General features: G+C 71.3%; 13 protein-coding genes. 8 read left to right on the top strand and 5 right to left on the bottom strand.

Annotated elements, in window-relative coordinates; translation table 11 throughout:
• Positions 1-14: 14 nt before the first annotated feature.
• Complete coding sequence (manD, locus tag ACTJJZ_RS14835; protein WP_440721961.1) at positions 15-1,253, bottom strand: D-mannonate dehydratase ManD; 1,239 nt, start codon at positions 1,251-1,253, stop codon at positions 15-17.
• A gap of 190 nt (positions 1,254-1,443) precedes the next feature.
• Positions 1,444-2,490 carry a LacI family DNA-binding transcriptional regulator gene (locus tag ACTJJZ_RS14830; RefSeq protein WP_440721960.1) on the bottom strand — a complete coding sequence of 349 codons (1,047 nt, stop codon included), beginning with the start codon at positions 2,488-2,490 and terminating at the stop codon, positions 1,444-1,446.
• A 300-nt stretch (positions 2,491-2,790) separates the two neighbouring features.
• Between ACTJJZ_RS14830 and uxaC the strand changes: the two genes are divergently transcribed.
• Together uxaC and ACTJJZ_RS14820 are read left to right on the top strand one after the other, a co-directional pair.
• Positions 2,791-4,203, top strand: a complete 1,413-nt coding sequence (gene uxaC, locus ACTJJZ_RS14825; protein ID WP_440721959.1) for a glucuronate isomerase — start codon at positions 2,791-2,793, stop codon at positions 4,201-4,203.
• Positions 4,200-5,567 (top strand): mannitol dehydrogenase family protein, encoded by a 1,368-nt coding sequence (locus tag ACTJJZ_RS14820; RefSeq protein ID WP_440721958.1) that lies wholly within the window; start codon positions 4,200-4,202, stop codon positions 5,565-5,567. The genes uxaC and ACTJJZ_RS14820 overlap by 4 nt, the downstream gene beginning before the upstream one ends.
• A gap of 15 nt (positions 5,568-5,582) precedes the next feature.
• Here the strand turns inward: ACTJJZ_RS14820 and ACTJJZ_RS14815 are convergent, their stop codons facing one another.
• Together ACTJJZ_RS14815 and ACTJJZ_RS14810 are read right to left on the bottom strand one after the other, a co-directional pair.
• A complete protein-coding gene (locus tag ACTJJZ_RS14815) occupies positions 5,583-6,683 on the bottom strand; it encodes a LacI family DNA-binding transcriptional regulator (RefSeq protein ID WP_440721957.1) in 1,101 nt (366 codons plus the stop codon).
• A gap of 104 nt (positions 6,684-6,787) precedes the next feature.
• Positions 6,788-7,777: a hydroxyacid dehydrogenase gene (locus tag ACTJJZ_RS14810; protein WP_440721956.1), complete on the bottom strand. Its 990-nt coding sequence runs from the start codon at positions 7,775-7,777 to the stop codon at positions 6,788-6,790.
• Positions 7,778-7,924: 147 nt separating this feature from the next.
• Here ACTJJZ_RS14810 and ACTJJZ_RS14805 point away from each other — a divergent pair, with 147 nt between their 5' ends.
• The 6 genes from ACTJJZ_RS14805 (at position 7,925) to ACTJJZ_RS14780 (ending at position 14,730) form a co-directional block, all read left to right on the top strand.
• The gene (locus ACTJJZ_RS14805) at positions 7,925-9,265 is read left to right on the top strand and encodes an ABC transporter substrate-binding protein (protein ID WP_440721955.1); all 1,341 of its coding nucleotides are present in this window, start codon (positions 7,925-7,927) and stop codon (positions 9,263-9,265) included.
• Positions 9,262-10,230, top strand: coding sequence for a carbohydrate ABC transporter permease (locus ACTJJZ_RS14800; RefSeq protein ID WP_440721954.1), 969 nt, complete (start codon positions 9,262-9,264; stop codon positions 10,228-10,230). The genes ACTJJZ_RS14805 and ACTJJZ_RS14800 overlap by 4 nt, the downstream gene beginning before the upstream one ends.
• Positions 10,227-11,093 carry a carbohydrate ABC transporter permease gene (locus ACTJJZ_RS14795; RefSeq protein WP_440721953.1) on the top strand — a complete coding sequence of 289 codons (867 nt, stop codon included), beginning with the start codon at positions 10,227-10,229 and terminating at the stop codon, positions 11,091-11,093. Before ACTJJZ_RS14800 ends, ACTJJZ_RS14795 begins: the two co-directional genes overlap by 4 nt.
• Before the next feature lie 2 nt (positions 11,094-11,095).
• A complete protein-coding gene (locus ACTJJZ_RS14790; RefSeq protein WP_440721952.1) occupies positions 11,096-11,860 on the top strand; it encodes a tyrosine-protein phosphatase in 765 nt (254 codons plus the stop codon).
• Positions 11,857-13,146, top strand: coding sequence for an alpha-L-fucosidase (locus ACTJJZ_RS14785; RefSeq protein WP_440721951.1), 1,290 nt, complete (start codon positions 11,857-11,859; stop codon positions 13,144-13,146). The genes ACTJJZ_RS14790 and ACTJJZ_RS14785 overlap by 4 nt, the downstream gene beginning before the upstream one ends.
• Positions 13,147-13,263: 117 nt before the next feature.
• Complete coding sequence (locus ACTJJZ_RS14780; protein ID WP_440721950.1) at positions 13,264-14,730, top strand: polysaccharide lyase 6 family protein; 1,467 nt, start codon at positions 13,264-13,266, stop codon at positions 14,728-14,730.
• A gap of 153 nt (positions 14,731-14,883) precedes the next feature.
• Here the strand turns inward: ACTJJZ_RS14780 and ACTJJZ_RS14775 are convergent, their stop codons facing one another.
• Entirely contained in the window at positions 14,884-15,639 is a 756-nt protein-coding gene (locus ACTJJZ_RS14775) for a sugar phosphate isomerase/epimerase family protein (RefSeq protein WP_440721949.1), read from the bottom strand.
• Positions 15,640-15,813 lie beyond the last annotated feature (174 nt).

The following is a 15,813-nucleotide window of genomic DNA, read 5'->3' as shown; positions in this document are numbered from 1 at the left end:
GCGGGCGCCCAGCGTCACCAGTCGTGGACGGTGCCGTCCGCGAGGCGGTTGTAGGGCAGGTAGGCCTGCTCGTACGGATAGCGGCCCGACTCGTCCACGTCGAGCTCGACGCCGAGACCTGGCGCCTCACCGGGGTGCAGCAGGCCGTCGCGCCAGGTGAAGGACTGCCGGAACACGCTGTCGGTCTTCGCACCGTGACGCATGTACTCCTGAATGCCGAAGTTGTGGATCGCGAGGCCCAGGTGCATCTGCGCGGCCATGCCGACGGGCGAGATGTCGGTCGGGCCGTGGAACCCGGAGCGGATCTGATACAACGCGGCGTAGTCCATCGTCTTCTTCAGCGGGCTGATCCCGCCCATGTGGGTGACGGCGCCGCGGACGTAGTCGATGAGCTGCTCCCGGATCAGGTCCTTGAAGTCCCACACGGTGTTGAAGACCTCGCCGATCGCCAGGGGCGTCGTGGTGTGCTGCCTGACCAGCCGCAGCGCCTCCTGGTTCTCAGCGGGCGTGCAGTCCTCAAGCCAGAACAGGTCGTACGGCTCGAGCGACTTGCCGAGCTGCGCGGCCTGGATCGGCGTCATCCGATGGTGCCCGTCGTGCAGCAGCGGGATCTCCGGGCCGAACTCGTTGCGCACGGACTCGAAGACGCCGGGCAGATGGCGGAGGTAGGCGCGGGTGTCCCAGTCCTCCTGCACCGGCTTCGCGCCCCGTCTGGCCGGCTCGTGGTCGTAGCGCGCCTCGCCGCCGCCCGTGTCCGCGGCCTGTGACGCGATCCCGTAGATCGCCTTCAGCCCGGGAACGCCGGTCTGGATCCGGATCGCGCGGTATCCCTGCTCGAGGTGCGCGCGGACCGAGTCGAACAGCTCCGGGAGCTCCTTGCCCGAGGCGTGTCCGTAGGCCAGGAGCCCCTCCCTGCTCGCCCCGCCGAGCAGCTGGTAGAGGGGCATCCCTGCGGCCCTGGCCTTGATGTCCCAGAGCGCCATGTCCACGGCCGCGATCGCGGCCATCGTGACCGGACCGCGCCGCCAGTACGCCGACCGGTACAGGAACTGCCAGGTGTCCTCGATGCGGGACGCGTCCGCCCCGATCAGCAGCGGCACGACGTGCTCGCGCAGATACGCCACCACGGCCAGCTCGCGCCCGTTGAGGGTCGCATCGCCCAGGCCGGTCAGCCCCTCGGCGGTGGTGATCTTCAGGGTGACGAAGTTGCGGTCGGGGCTGGTGACGATCACCTCGGCCATGTCGATTCGCATGAGGATGTCCTTTCGCACTGCGGTGTCCGTGCCGGGGCGTCTCGGGAGGATGCGGGCTCATTGAATCACGACGCGCCCCGCTTAGGCAACCGCTTGCCATACCGTGCATCGAAGAAGGGCGGAACACCGGACAGTCGGAGAACCAGCCCGGGGAGGGCGGACCTCGAGCGGCCCCGCGGCAGGGCGCGGATCAGGCCGAGCGGACCGGACCCGTCGAGCCCCGGATCACGAGCTCGGTCTCCAGCGACGCCGCCTCGATCGCCGCGGCGTCGTCGGGCTCGACGGCGCCCGCGAGCTCGAGCGCTCGGCGAACCGCGAATCCCCCGGCCGCCGCCAGCGGCGAGCGCACGGTCGTCAGCGCCGGCGAGGTGAAATCGGATCCGAAGATGTCGTCGAACCCGAGGATGCTGAAGGTGCCGGGCACGGCGACGCCGTGCTCCGCCGCCGCCCGGAGCAGCCCGATCGCCATGATGTCGTTGTAGGCGATCACCGCGGTCGCCCGCGAGGCGATGACCCGCGGCAGGGCTCCGCGTCCGCCGTCGATCGTCGGATCGATCGGCCCGATCGAGGCGATCGTCATTCCACGGCTCTCCGCGCCGGCCCTCAGCGCCTCCCCGCGGCGGCGGCTCATCCACGAGTCGGCGGGCCCCGAGAGGAACACGAGCGCCGCGTGGCCCAGCAGCTCGAGGTGCGCGAGCGCCTGATCGATCCCCGGCTCGAGGTCGGGGGTGACGGTCGACACGCCCGAGATCTCCCGGTTGAGCACGACCAGGGGCTTCGCCTCGGCGAGCTCGCGGATCTGGTCGTCCGCCAGGCGCGTCGTGCCGAGCACGAGGGCGTCGACGGCCGGCAGGATCCGCTCGGCCGACCGCGCCTCTCGCTCCCCCGACTCCTGCGACTCCGCGATCACGAGCGTGTAGCCGAACTCGCCGGCCGCGTGCTCCGCACCGCGCACGATGCCGAAGATCACCGGGTTCGTGATGTCGGCGATGAGCAGGCCGAGGGTCTTGGTACGCCCGGTCGGCAGCGCTCGCGCCATGGGATTGGTGCGGTATTTGAGCTGCGCGGCGGCCTCGCGGATCCTCGCCTCGGTCTGCGCGTTGACACGCCCGGGCTGAGTGAGCGCCCGCGAAACCGTCGACGGGTTCACGCCGGCGAGCTTCGCCACGTCGTAGATCGTGGCCGCCGTGCGGGCTCGGGATCGCGCCGGCCGGGGATCCGCTGCGTCAGCTGCCACGAGCACACTCCTTCAGGACTCGCACTCCACCGTATCGCGCAACCGCTCCTCTGACGCTCGCGATGACGCGGCGGTGCCCAACCGCTTGTCGAGCAGGCCGCGCGACCCTTCCGCCCATCGGATGACCGCGCACCCGCGGAACGGACCGCCGATGGCAACCGGTTGACATCGTGCGGAGCCGCCGGACAGAATACCGAGGGGCCGCACCGTCTCCGGAAACCGCGGGGAGGCGGGGCGCCCATGATCCGGCATGCGCACCGGCCGCACGTCCACGACCGTCCCGCCATCCAGGAAGCACCCATGCATCTCGAATCCGACCCGGACCGTCTGTTCCCCGTCGACCAGCGCACCCGCGACATCGCCCGCGAGCTCTACCGGCGGACGGCCGACCTGCCGATCCTCTCTCCGCACGGCCATGTGGACCCGGCGCTCCTGCTCCACGATCAGCGCTTCTCCGATCCCACCGACCTGCTGCTGCGCCACGACCACTACGTCACCCGGCTGCTGCACGCCTCCGGCCTCCCCCTCAACGAGCTCGCGGTGCCGGATCGCACCGGTGCGGCTCCGACCGCCGACCCGCGCACGGCCTGGCGGCGCTTCTGCGCGAACTGGCATCTGTTCGCCGGGACGGCCTCGGGGTACTGGCTGCGCCACCAGTTCTCCGCGCTGTTCGGGCTCACCGAGCAGCCCGACGCCGACAATGCCGACGCGCTGTACGACCGCATCTCCGCGGTGCTCGCCGAGCCCTCGTTCCGCCCCCGCGCCCTCTTCGACGCGTTCGGCATCGAGTTCCTGGCGACCACGGACGACCCGCTCGACGACCTCGCCGCGCACCGCGCGCTGGCGGCGGACCCCGGGTTCTCCGGACGGGTCGCGCCGACGTTCCGCCCGGACGCCTATCTGAACCCGGCCCATCCCGACTTCGCCGCGAACATCGAGCGACTGGCCGCATGGAGCGGTTCCCCCGTCGACGACTACGCGGGCTACCTCGCCGCGCTCGAGGAGCGCCGGGCGCACTTCGTCGCGCACGGCGCGGTCTCGGCCGACCACGGCGTGCTGCAGCCGCTCGCCGTCGACCTCACGCCGGAAGAGGCATCCGCCCTGTTCTCGCGCGCCGTGAGCGGGCGACTCGATGACCGGGAGGCTGCCGCGTTCCAGGGCCACATGCTGCTGGAGTCGGCCCGGATGTCGGTCGACGACGGCCTGGTCATGACCGTGCACCCGGGAGTGCTGCGCAATCACAGCACCGCGACGTTCGAGGCCTTCGGGCCCGACACGGGACACGACATCCCGGTGCGCACCGGGTTCGCCGAGGCGCTGCGCCCACTGCTGCAGCGCTATGGCAACATCGCCGACTTCCACCTCGTGCTGTTCACGGTCGACGAGACGTCGTTCTCGCGCGAGATCGCGCCGCTGGCGGGCTTCTACCGGAGCCTCTACATCGGCGCGCCGTGGTGGTTCCTCGACGCCCCGGATGCGATCCTGCGCTTCCGCGCCGCAGTGACCGAGACCGCGGGCTTCTATCGCGGATCGGGCTTCGTGGACGACACCCGCGCGTTCCTGTCCATCCCCGCGCGGCACGACATGGCCCGCCGCCTGGATGCGTCGTTCCTCGCCCGGCTCGTCGCCGAGGGCCGGCTGGACGAGCCGATGGCAGGCCGGATCGCGCAGGATCTCGTCGACGCCCTGCCCCGGAAGGTCTTCAAGCTGTGACCGGCGCGTCCCTGCGCCGCAGCCCCGGGTGGCGTGCGGCGGCTCCGCCGCCCCGCATCGTGCACCTCGGACTCGGCGCCTTCCACCGTGCGCATCAGGCGTGGTACACGGCTCACGCCGCGGATGCCGCGGACTGGACGATCGCCGCCTTCACGGGCCGGAGTCCCAGAGCGGCCGACGAGCTCGCGGGACAGGGCGGGCTGTACACGCTCATCGAGCGCGGGCCGGAGACCGATCGTGCCGAGATCGTGCCGACGATCGTCGAGGCGTATCCCGCGGGCGACGTCGCCCGGCTCGAGCGGCTCCTCGCCGCGCCCGCGACCGCGCTCGTGACGCTCACGATCACCGAGCCCGCGTACCGGCTGCGCCCCGACGGCACGCCCGACACCGCTCATCCCGCGGTCGCCGCCGACCTCGCCGCACTGCGAGCCGGCTCAGCACCCGGGACAGCGCTGGGACGCCTGCTGTCCGGGCTGCGCGCACGGAGGTCGGCGGACGCGGGACCGATCGCGATCGTCCCGTGCGACAACCTCCCCGACAACGGCGTCAGGGTGCGCACAGCGCTGGCGGCTCTCGCGGGCGCCGTGGATCCGGCTCTCGCGGAGTGGATCGCGGACGAGGTCTCGGTCGTGTCGACGTCCGTCGACCGCATCACGCCGCGCACCACGGATGCCGACCGCACGGCCGCGGCCGTGCTCACCGGGTTCCGCGACGTCACCCCTGTGGTCGCAGAGCCCTTCTCCGACTGGGTGCTGTGCGGACGGTTCCCGAACGGACGCCCGCAGTGGGAGACGGCCGGCGCGCGCTTCGTGGACGACATCGGCCCCTGGGAGCGCCGCAAGCTGCTGCTGCTCAACGGCGCGCACAGCCTGCTCGCGGGCATCGGCCTGCTGCGCGGTCATACCACCGTCGCCGAGGCGATGGCCGATCCCGGCATCAGGGCCCGCGTCGACGCCTATTGGGACGAAGCCGTGCGGCACCTGCCCGGCGGGCTCGACCTCGACGCCTACCGCGGCGCCCTGGCCGACCGCTTCGACAACGCCCGGATCGCGCACCGGCTGGCGCAGATCGCCGAGGACGGCGCGACCAAGCTCGCCCTGCGCATCGTGCCGATCCTGCGCGCGGAGCGGGCAGCGGGGCGTGAGGGCGACGCCGCACTCGCAGCCCTCGCCGCCTGGATCGGTCTCGTCCGTGCGGGGGCGGGCGCGCCCGACGCGAAGCAGGCCGCGATCGATGACGCGAGGCGGTCGGCGGATCCGGTGCGCGCGCTGCTCGCAGTGCTCGATCCCGGCATCGCCACGGACGACATCGTGGCGGCCGTGACCGCCGCCGACCCGGATCGGGAATCGGTGGGCGCCGGATAGCGCGCCGGCGTCGCCTCAGCGAGCGCGGACGACACCCGGGGTGCTCGCGCGCACGACCACCTCGATGGGAAGCGCCGCCTGGACCCAGTCGTCGTCGACGATCGCCCGGAACGCCTGGTATCCGGCGTCGTTGAGAGGCAGGCGCACCGTGGTCAGCGCCGGGGTCACGTCGCCGCTCGCCGGCACGTCGTCGAAGCCGCACACGGCGATGTCCGCGCCGACCTCGCGTCCGGCCTCGCGGATCGCCGAGATCGCGCCCAGGGCGACCACGTCGCTCATCGCGAACACGAGCGTGCCCGGTTCGACGCCCGCCGTGAGCGCCTCAGCCATCGCCGCGGCGCCCGACTCGCGCCGGAAGTCGCCGCGCAGGATCCGATCCAGCCTGCCGCCGCCGCCTTCGAAACCGCGCGTGAAGCCGCCGAGGCGGTCATCGGAGGTGCGCACGCCCGCGGCCGCGCCGATCCCGATCGCCGTGCGGTAGCCGAGCGCGGCCATCCGGCGGCCGAGCTCCTCGGCCCCGCCCGCGTTGTCCAGCACGACCGAGCGCGCGGTCCGGCCGTCGCCGAGCTCCTGCCCCTCGCCGAACGCGACGACTCTGCCGCCGTAGCGCTCGAAGGCCTCCAGTTCGACAGGCGAGGTGGCGGAGCGCGAGGCCAGGTCGGCACGGGAGGCGGCGAGGATGAGTCCCTGGGGTCGCTGCCCGCGCAGCGCGCGCAGGATCCGCCGCTCGCGGTCCGGATCGCGCTCGGTGATCGAGATCGTGACGACGAGACCGCGCTCGTCGGCGCCGCGGGCGACGCCGGCCGCGATCTGACCGAAGTACGGGTCGGCGATGTCGGCCACGAGCAGCGCGATCACGGGCGAGCGCCCGCGCGCCGTCGCCTGGGCCGACATGTTCGGGGTGTAGCCGAGGGCCTCGGCCGCGCGCTCGACGCGCTCCCGGAATCCCTCGGCGACCTTGCGCTCGGATCCGTTGAGCACGCGCGATGCGGTCGCCAGCGAGACGCCGGCCTGGGTGGCGACGTCGTGCAGCGTCGCCGCGCGCAGGCCGGCGTGCCCGGAGCCGCCCGGGTCGGCACCGGGCTCGACGGCCGAGGAACGGCGTTCCGGATTCATGCGGTGAGCCTAGCGCGAACGGACCGGGATGCACCTGCGTCGAGACGAGGTCTGCTCGGCCCGACAGCAATCAGCAATCGATTGCCGTCGGGAGCTCGATCCGCTCAGGCGATGCGGTCGAGCGACGCGGGATCCACGCGATGCAGGAGCGGCCGGCCGGCGGCGTAGCGGGCCAGCTCCTCGGCGACGAGCCTGCCCATCGCCGCCCTGTCCTCCCCCATCGAGCCCGCGACGTGCGGCGTCAGCTCGACGTTCTCGAGCTCCCACAACGGCGAGTCCCGCTGCGGCGGCTCGTCGACCGTGACATCGAGCAGCGCGGTGAGGTCCGGCCGCTCCCGCCACACCGCGATCAGGTCGTCCTCGCGGATCAGGCCGCCACGCGCTGTGTTGATGAGCGTCGCGCCCGCCGGCAGCAGGCGCAGCAGGCGGGCGTCGATCATCCCCGTCGTCGCGTCCAGCAGCGGCGCATGCAGACTGACCACATCCGAGGTCGCGAACAGCTCGTCCAGCTCCACGAGCTCGACGCCGAGCTCGGCGGCGTCAGCAGCCCCGGCGAACGGGTCGGCCGCCACGAGCCGGAACCCGGATCCGCGCAGCCGTTCGGCCACGCGCCGCCCGATCTCGCCGAGCGCGACGAGACCCACGGTGCGCCCGCGCGCGCCGGAGGCCACGTCCGCCGCGGCCCGTCTCCGTTCGGCCGCATAGCGCCGGCGCGCCGCGGGCACGCCTCGCACCGCCAGCACGATCTGGGCGGCGGCGATCTCCGCGACCGGGTCGGCGTTGGCGGCCGCCGCAGAGACCACGGTGATCCCGCGCTTCCAGGCCTCGGGCGTCAGCAGGTGCTTGACCGATCCTGCCCCGTGCAGCACCGCCCGCAGGCGCGGCGCACGGTCGAGCAGTCCCTCGTCGACGACCGGCGCGCCCCAGCCGGTGAGCAGCACGTCGACGTCTGCGAGCGCGTCGGACTGCTCGGCCAGCTCCTCGGCCGTCAGGAACGGCCGCACCAGCGTCACCGCGGCGTCGATGCTGGTGAGCACCTCGTCCGGGTAGACGTCGCCGCGGCGACGCTCCTCCATGACCAGTCTTGCGCGCATCCGCCCGCCCATCCTGACTCCCTTCGATCCGCCCCCGACGGGCGAAACATCCGATGACTGATTGACAGCGTCTGCGCCCCTACATTAGATTCGCCATCGACGCCTTGCAAAGTGGCAAGCGTTTGCCATATACGACGGAGACCCATCATGCACAGCAGAATCCTGCGCACCGCCGCGTTGCTCGGCGTCGCCGCCCTCGCCCTCGCCGGCTGTTCGAGCAGCGGCTCGAGCGGCGGCAAGCCCGCCGTCGCCCAGAACGAGAAGGCCACCCTGGAGATCTGGATCCGCACCACTCCTGGCAGCCCGAGCGAAGCCGCGCAGCAGGCGATGGTCGCCGCCTTCGAGAAGAAGACCGGCTACAAGGCCGAGCTCACCGCGATCTTCGACGACTTCGAGACGAAGCTCGCACAGCGCGCCGGGCAGCGCAAGCTTCCCGACATCGTGATGAACGACATCAGCCAGCTCGGCACCATGCACACCCAGGGCATCGTGCGCGAAGTCAGCGCGACGGACGTGCCCAACGCGAAGGACCTCACCCCTCAGGCCGCCGCGGCCGGCAAGGCGACGGACGGAAAGACCTACGCCGTCCCCTACTCGGCGCAGGCCAACGCCCTGCTGATCCGCAGCGACTGGCTGAAGAAGCTGGGGCTGAAGGCCCCCACCACCTGGGACGAGATGCGCACGGTCGCGCAGGCTTTCACGACCGAGGATCCCGACGGCGACGGCCAGAACGACACATACGGTCTCGCGGTGCCCGGCTCGACCAAGCGCGGATACGCCTCCTGGTACTTCTCCAACTTCCTCTGGGCGGCGGGCGGCGACTTCATCAAGAAGTCCGGCGCCAAGTTCGTCCCCGCGATGAGCGACGACGCCTCGGTCAAGGCCATGGAGTGGTACCGCGGCCTGCAGTGCACCGACAAGGTCATGCAGCCCGGAGCGGTCAGCATGGACACCCCGCCGACGAACGAGGCCTTCGAAACCGGCGTCGCGGGCATGTATCTCACCGGCCCGTACATGATGCCGCGCTTCGACAAGTCGCTCGGCGCCGACAAGTACGAGGTCGTGCCGGCCCCGAAGGGTCCGAAGGACGCGACGGTGCTGGCCGAGGGCGGCGCGATCTACCTCATGGCCGGCTCCGAGAACGAGAAGGGCCAGAACGCGTTCGCCGACTGGTACATCAGCGCCGGCGCGCAGAAGGCCGGCATGGAGGGCCAGAACGGCACGTTCAGCGTCCAGCTCCCGGTGAACCAGAAGGTCAAGGTCTCCGACGTGCGCGACGACCAGCGCTGGGAGACCTTCGCGACCGCCTACCAGGACAACGGCCGCTACGCGCCGAACATCCCGAGCTGGACGCCGGTGCGCCAGATGACCGCCGACACCGTGAACGCGCTCCTGGCGGACTGCTCGCTCGATCTCAAGGACGAGCTGACCAAGCTCGACGGCAAGCTCACCAGTGAGCTGCTGACGCAGGGGATCCTCAAGAAGTGACCTACGACATCATGGACACCGCCCCGGCGGGAACCGTGCCGAGCACGGCGACGGAGGCCCTCGTGGTCCCGTCGCCGGCTCGGCGCCGCCGCGGAGGCATGCAGGGGCGATGGTGGATCCCGTGGGCGTTCCTGGCTCCCGCGCTGCTGCTGTTCCTCGTCTTCCGCTACATCCCGATGGTCCAGGCCGTCCAGATGTCCGTCGAGAACGTCCGCCCGTACCTCGGCAACGAGTTCGTCGGCACGGCCAACTACGAGACGATCCTCTCCTCCCCCGACTTCCGCAGCGCGGCGCTGAACACCCTGGTCCTCGCGCTCGGGCAGACCGCGGGCAGTCTCGGCGTCGGCTTCCTGCTCGCCCTGCTGCTGGAGGGGCAGACGCGCAAGCTCTCGTTCCTGCGCTCCGCCGCCTTCCTGCCCGTCGTGGTGCCGATGGCCGTGATCGCCGAGCTCTGGCGGATCATGTACTACCCGTCGCCCGACGGATTCCTCAACGCGATCCTCGGCGTCGTGGGCCTCGGCCCGAGCGAGTTCATCAACGCCCCCGGATCCGCGATGGGATCCATCATGCTCATGGGGATCTGGCGCGGCGCCCCCTACGACATGATGATCATCCTCGCCGGCCTCGCCGGCATCGACCGCGGCCTGTACGAGGCGGCGACGGTCGACGGGGCGAATCGCTGGCAGCGGATCCTGCACGTCACCCTGCCGGGTCTGCGCCCCGTGTTCACGATCCTCTTCATCCTCGCCGCCGTACGCGGTTTCCGCGTCTTCACCGAGGTGTTCCTGATGACCAACGGTGGACCGAACGGCGCGACCGAGGTGGTCATGACGCTGCTCTACAAGCTCGGCCTGGAGCAGGGCAAGCTCGGCGTCGGCTCGGCGGGTGCGGTGCTGCTGTTCCTCGCCACGCTCGTCCTGACCGTGTTCGTGCAGATCATCACCCGCAGGAGGAAGGACGCATGAGCGCCGGCACCGACACCGCCCTCGGCCTGACCGAGAGCCGCACCCCGCTCGCGATCGCCGTCAAGATCGTGCTCTACGTCATCGTCGCGGCGCTGTTCGCGGGCCCGCTGCTCGCGCTGCTCGTCGGCGCGTTCAGCCAGATCAGCGACCCGACCGAGCTGAGCATCATCCCGTCGAAGCCGACCCTGGAGAACTTCGGCATCGCCATCGACTACGGCGTGCTGAAGTACCTCGCCAACTCGTTCTTCGTGGTCGGCTTCGGCCTGCTGCTGCAGGTGGTCGTCTCGGTGCTGGCCGGCTACGCCCTCGCCCGCAAGCGCTTCCGCTTCTCCGCGCTCGTGATGGTGGCGATCCTCGCGACCATGATGCTGCCGGAGGAGATCCTCGCACTCCCCCTGTCGATCCTGCTCGCGGATCTGCCTCTCGTGCACATCAACCTCATGGGCACGCTCGCCGGCATGATCGTGCCGCTGGGCGCGTGGGCGTTCTCGATCCTCGTCATGACCGAGTTCATGAAGGACGTGCCGATCGAGCTCGAGGAGGCCGCCCGCATCGACGGCGCCGGCGAGTTCCGCGTGTTCGCGCAGATCATCCTGCCGCTCTGCAAGCCCGCCCTCGGCGTGGTCGGGGTGTTCGGCTTCACCATGATCTGGGACCAGTACCTGCTTCCCCTGCTCGTCTCGCAGAGCAACGCCACGTACACCCTGCCGCTCGCCTTGCGCACCCTGCGCATCGACCCCGCCGTCACACCGGGCGTGATCATGGCCGCGTCGCTTCTCGCGCTCGCGCCGTCGGTCATCGTGTTCCTCCTCTTCCAGCGCTCGTTCGCCCGCGGGCTCACCTCCGGCGCGCTCAAGGGCTGACCGTGATCGAGGTCGAAGGGGTGGTCGGATTGCGCGACGCGGGCGGGATGCCGGCGGAGTCCGGACGGATCAGGACCGGACGCCTGTTCCGGTCCGGGTCGCTCGCCGCCGTCGACGCCGAGGGCGCGGAGCGGATCCGCGCCCTCGTCCGGAGGATCGTCGACCTGCGCTCGGTCGAGGAGGTCGCCGCTGCCCCGACGCCGATCGACGGCGTGCGGATCATCTCGCTGCCGCTGTACCACGGCTCCCCCCGTTCGTTCTTCGAAGAGGGGTACGACCTCGTGGGGATCTACCGGCATCTCCTCGCCGAGTCGGCGCCCGAGCTCGTCGCGGCGGTGCGCGCGATCGCTGCCGGCGAGCCGACCCTCGTGCACTGCACGGCCGGCAAGGACCGCACAGGGCTCGTGATCGCGCTCGCCCTCTCCGCGGTCCGGGCCGACCGCGATGCCGTGGTCGCCGACTACGCCCTCACCGGCGCGCTGCTCCCGGAAGCCGAGCGCCACGCGACGAGCGAGCGGCTGCGGCGCACCTACCCTGACTCCCCGCACGCGGCCGTGCTCGCCACCGAATCGCCCGCGGAGGCCATGCGCGACGTGCTCGCCGAGCTCGACCGCGAGCACGGCTCCGTCCGCGCGTTCCTCGCCGCGCACGGCCTCGTCGATGACGAGCTCGCCGCGCTCGACGCGGCCCTGTGCGAACCGCACACCATCCACGGCCCGGACCGGCCCGGCGCCACCAGCACGACCGACATCGGAGTGATCGCATGACCGCCCCCGCCGACCTCGCCTGGTTCACCGACTCCCGCCTCGGCATGTTCGTGCACTGGGGGCTCTACTCGCTCGCCGCGCGGCACGAATGGGTGAAGAGCCGGGAGCGGATGAGCGATGCCGACTACGAGCCGTACCGCACCCGCTTCGACCCCGACCGCTTCGACCCGCGAGCCTGGGCGCGCACCGCGCGGGAGGCCGGGGCCGGCTACGTCGTGCTCACCGCGAAGCATCACGACGGCTTCTGCCTGTGGGACTCGGACCTCACCGACTACACGACGATGAGCACGCCGTTCGGCCGCGACGCCGTCGCCGAGTTCGTCGAGGCCTGCCGCGCGGTGGGGCTCCGTGTGGGCCTGTACTACTCCCTCATCGATTGGCACCACGCCTCCTTCCCCGTCGACGGCACCCACCCGCAGCGCGATGACGAGCACTTCAGAGCGGCGGCCGCCGGCCGCGACGTGCGCTACTACCAGCCCTATCTGCACGGGCAGGTGCGCGAGCTGCTCACCCGCTACGGCCGCATCGACTATCTGTTCTTCGATTTCTCCTACACGCGCCACCCCGACTACTGGGGCGGCAAGGGCGCCGAGGACTGGGACGCGGAGAACCTCCTCGCCCTGGTCCGCGAGCTGCAGCCGGGCATCATCGTGAACGACCGCCTGGGGATCCCCGGCGACATCGTGACCCCCGAGCAGTACCAGCCGCTGGAGCCGATGACCCGTGACGGCGAGCCGGTGCCGTGGGAGGCCTGCCAGACGCTCAACGGCAGCTGGGGCTACGACCGCGACAACCACGAGTTCAAGACGCCCGAGGCGCTCGTCCGGCTGCTCGTCGACGGCGTCTCGAAGAACGGCAACCTGCTGCTGAACATCGGACCCGACGGACGCGGCCGGCTCGGAGCGGACGCCGAGAGGATCTTCGGCGGGATCGGCGACTGGATGGCCGATCACGCGCGCGCGATCCGGGGAGCCGGTCCCGCGCCCTTCATGCCGCCGACCGATGTTCGCTACACGCTGCGCGACGACCGCCTGTACGCGCACCTGTTCGCCTGGCCGTTCCGGCACCTGCACCTGCCCGGTCTCGCCGGACGCGTGCGGTACGCGCAGCTGATGTCCGACGCCTCCGAGCTGGTGCCGCTGCATGTGGATCCGGATCGCGTCGCGCAGAACACCCTCATGGGCGGCCTTCCCGACGGCACGCTCACCCTGCAACTCCCGCTGCAGCGCCCCGACACGGCGGTGCCGGTCGTGGAGCTGTTCCTGACCGACGACGCGATCGCCTGAGGATCCGACCCCGCCGCGCCGCCGCACAGCCCACCCCACGGTCCCGGAGTCATCGACGGGACCGCCGTCGACCCTGCCCGAGATCCGGTGCAGGGCCATTTCTCAACGAGGAGGATCATGAAGAGACGCACATTCATCCTGTCCGCCGCCGGCGCCGCCCTGGCGCTGACGGCCGTCCCGGGCGCCGCGCAGGCCGTCGGGCCGCGTGCGGGCATCGTGCCCGCACTGACGGGCCGCGGCCCGTACACGTTCGTGTCGGATCTCGCCGCCCTGCAGTCGGCGATCGACACGGCCACCGAGGGCGCGACGATCGTGGTCGCGGACGGCGCCTATGCGGTGCCGGACGGATCTCCGATCCGTCTCGCGGGCGTGGGCGGCCGGTGGAACAAGCACCTCACGATCGCGGCCGAGAGCATCGGCGGGGTCACGTTCACGGGACAGCAGAGCTTCGTGTTCGACGGCGCCCACCACGTCACCATCAGCGGCTTCGTGTTCACCCAGTCCACGACGTTCGAGATCCCCGCGTCCTGCCAGGCCATCACGCTGAGCCGCAACGAGTTCGTGCTGGCCGACATCGAGGGCCTGCACAACGTGATGGTGCGCGCGGACGACACCGTGATCGAGTACAACCACTGGCACGGGAAGTCGACGCTGGGCATCTACCTCGGCATCGAGGGCGGCCAGCCGACCGACATGGCCCAGAACGTGCACATCCACCACAACTACTTCTCCGATCACACCTTCCCCGGTGACAACGGCGGCGAGCCGATCCGCCTCGGTGTGAGCCCGCGCGCGCTCAGCAGCGCGCACGCCGTCGTCGAGCACAACCTGTTCGAGCGGTGCAACGGCGACCCCGAGGCGATCTCGGTGAAATCGAGCGACAACACCGTGCGGTACAACACGATCCGGGACTCGTTCGGCGGGATCGTGCTGCGCCATGGCAACCGCACCCGGATCGAGTCGAACCACATCCTGAACGGCGCGAACGGCATCCGCATCTACGGCAACGATCACGTGATCGTCAACAACCTGATCACGGGGATCGCCGGCTCCGCCATCGTGATCGGCTGCGGCACGCTGCGCGACCACTACGAGGGAGAGCCGTCCAGCTCGCGCACGAAGAACGACGCACCAGACCGGGTGCGGATCGCGTTGAACTCGCTCATCGACGTGGGCGGCGGCATCATCGGCGAGACCGCGCGACCGATCGAACCGGACTCCTGCGTGATCGTGGACAACCTCGTCGTCTCCGACCGGGGCTCGCTCGCTCTCGTGCCGAAGTCGAAGGACTTCACCTGGGCGGGAAACATCCTGTGGGGCGCCGCGGCGGACGGCGACGCACCCCCGTCCGGCTGGACCCGGGTGGATCCGCTGCTCGTGACGGATGACGAGGGCCTGCCCCGGATCGGCGCGGGCAGCCCCGCGATCGATGCCGCGACGCAGGATCACACGGCGTGGGTCAGCGACGACATCCTGGGCCGGCATCGGACCGGCGCCGCGGACGTCGGGGCGCACGAGTTCTCCGCGGCTCACGCGCAGCGCACACCGCTGCACACCGGGGATGTGGGCCCGCAGAGCGCCTGAGCGTCCTGGCACGGCGAGGCGGCCGGATCGGGGCGATCCCCGATCCGGCCTCCGATCATGGCGTGACTCCGGTGAGGTGGCCAGCGACCGCCATGCAAGGGCACCGGCGCCGACCCTGCCCGTCGAGCGAACAGATGCTCGGGTCCTGTCCGCTCAGCCGGCGAGATAGCCCCGCAGCGCCGCGGCCTCACCGGCGAGCGCCTCGGGGGCGTCGCCGGGCACGAACTCGAGCAGTGCGTCCCGCGGGGGCGATGGTGCGGCGGCTGCGGCGGTGAAGAACGCCCGCCACAGCCCGTCGCGCGCGGTGAGCGTCAGCCGCTCCGCCGCGGGCCACCAGGAGAACACGTGCACCGCGGACACGCGGTCGGCGATCCGCTCGTACTCGGCGAGGGCGATCTCGTCGGGCGCGGAGACCGTCGGCTGCCAGTACGTCGACAGGTGCGTGCTGCCGACCTCGTCCAGCACGCTCAGGGTCTGCGCGGCATCGTCGGCGAGGGTGCCGCCGTGGAACTCCAGCGCGAGGGAGATGCCGCGCCGCCCGGCCTGCTCCGCCGCGCGGGCGAGGCCGTCGATGATCCCGGAGCGCTGCGCCCCCGTCGCCTCGGCGGATCCGATCCCGCCCGCCCACACCCGGATCCGGTCGGCGCCGAGCGCCTCGGCGGAGTCGAGGACCGGATCGATCTCCTCGCCGATGCCCGCCCGGAAGTACGAGCCGTACGAGCAGACCTCGAGTCCTGCGTCGGCGGTGATCCGGGCGACCTCGGCGGCCCGCGCGACGTCGCCCGGCGGGACATGCACGTCGCCGCCCCACTCGATGACGGCCAGCTGCGCCTCCGCCGCGAGCTCGACGATCGCGGCCGGGTCCAGCGGACGATAGGTCACGGAGCACAGCCCCGGTCGGATGCTCATGCGTTCAGCCTCTCATGTGGCGGATCCTGCCGTGCCGCCGGACGACGTCGCCCCGCGGCGCCGTCCTCACCAGAAGATGGAAAACGCCGCCCGCATGGCATCCGGAGCAGCGAAATCCATCCCTGGGCGAGCGCGGAACCGCCCGAGAGATGGAAAACGCCGCCCGCACGCCGC

Origin of the sequence: Microbacterium sp. 22242 (genome assembly GCF_052045495.1) — a bacterium.
Classification (GTDB): Bacteria; Actinomycetota; Actinomycetes; order Actinomycetales; family Microbacteriaceae; genus Microbacterium.
Note: the sequence above shows the minus strand (reverse complement) of the source record. Positions and strands in the feature narration are given on the sequence as shown.

What these genes read in the sequence shown, in the direction of transcription:
- manD (WP_440721961.1), bottom strand. Translation starts at nt 1,253, where the DNA reads ATGCGAATCGACATGGCCGAGGTGATCGTCACCAGCCCCGACCGCAAC.
- uxaC (WP_440721959.1), top strand. Translation starts at nt 2,791, where the DNA reads ATGCATCTCGAATCCGACCCGGACCGTCTGTTCCCCGTCGACCAGCGC.
- ACTJJZ_RS14815 (WP_440721957.1), bottom strand. Translation starts at nt 6,683, where the DNA reads ATGAATCCGGAACGCCGTTCCTCGGCCGTCGAGCCCGGTGCCGACCCG.
- ACTJJZ_RS14810 (WP_440721956.1), bottom strand. Translation starts at nt 7,777, where the DNA reads ATGCGCGCAAGACTGGTCATGGAGGAGCGTCGCCGCGGCGACGTCTAC.
- ACTJJZ_RS14805 (WP_440721955.1), top strand. Translation starts at nt 7,925, where the DNA reads ATGCACAGCAGAATCCTGCGCACCGCCGCGTTGCTCGGCGTCGCCGCC.
- ACTJJZ_RS14795 (WP_440721953.1), top strand. Translation starts at nt 10,227, where the DNA reads ATGAGCGCCGGCACCGACACCGCCCTCGGCCTGACCGAGAGCCGCACC.
- ACTJJZ_RS14785 (WP_440721951.1), top strand. Translation starts at nt 11,857, where the DNA reads ATGACCGCCCCCGCCGACCTCGCCTGGTTCACCGACTCCCGCCTCGGC.
- ACTJJZ_RS14780 (WP_440721950.1), top strand. Translation starts at nt 13,264, where the DNA reads ATGAAGAGACGCACATTCATCCTGTCCGCCGCCGGCGCCGCCCTGGCG.
- ACTJJZ_RS14775 (WP_440721949.1), bottom strand. Translation starts at nt 15,639, where the DNA reads ATGAGCATCCGACCGGGGCTGTGCTCCGTGACCTATCGTCCGCTGGAC.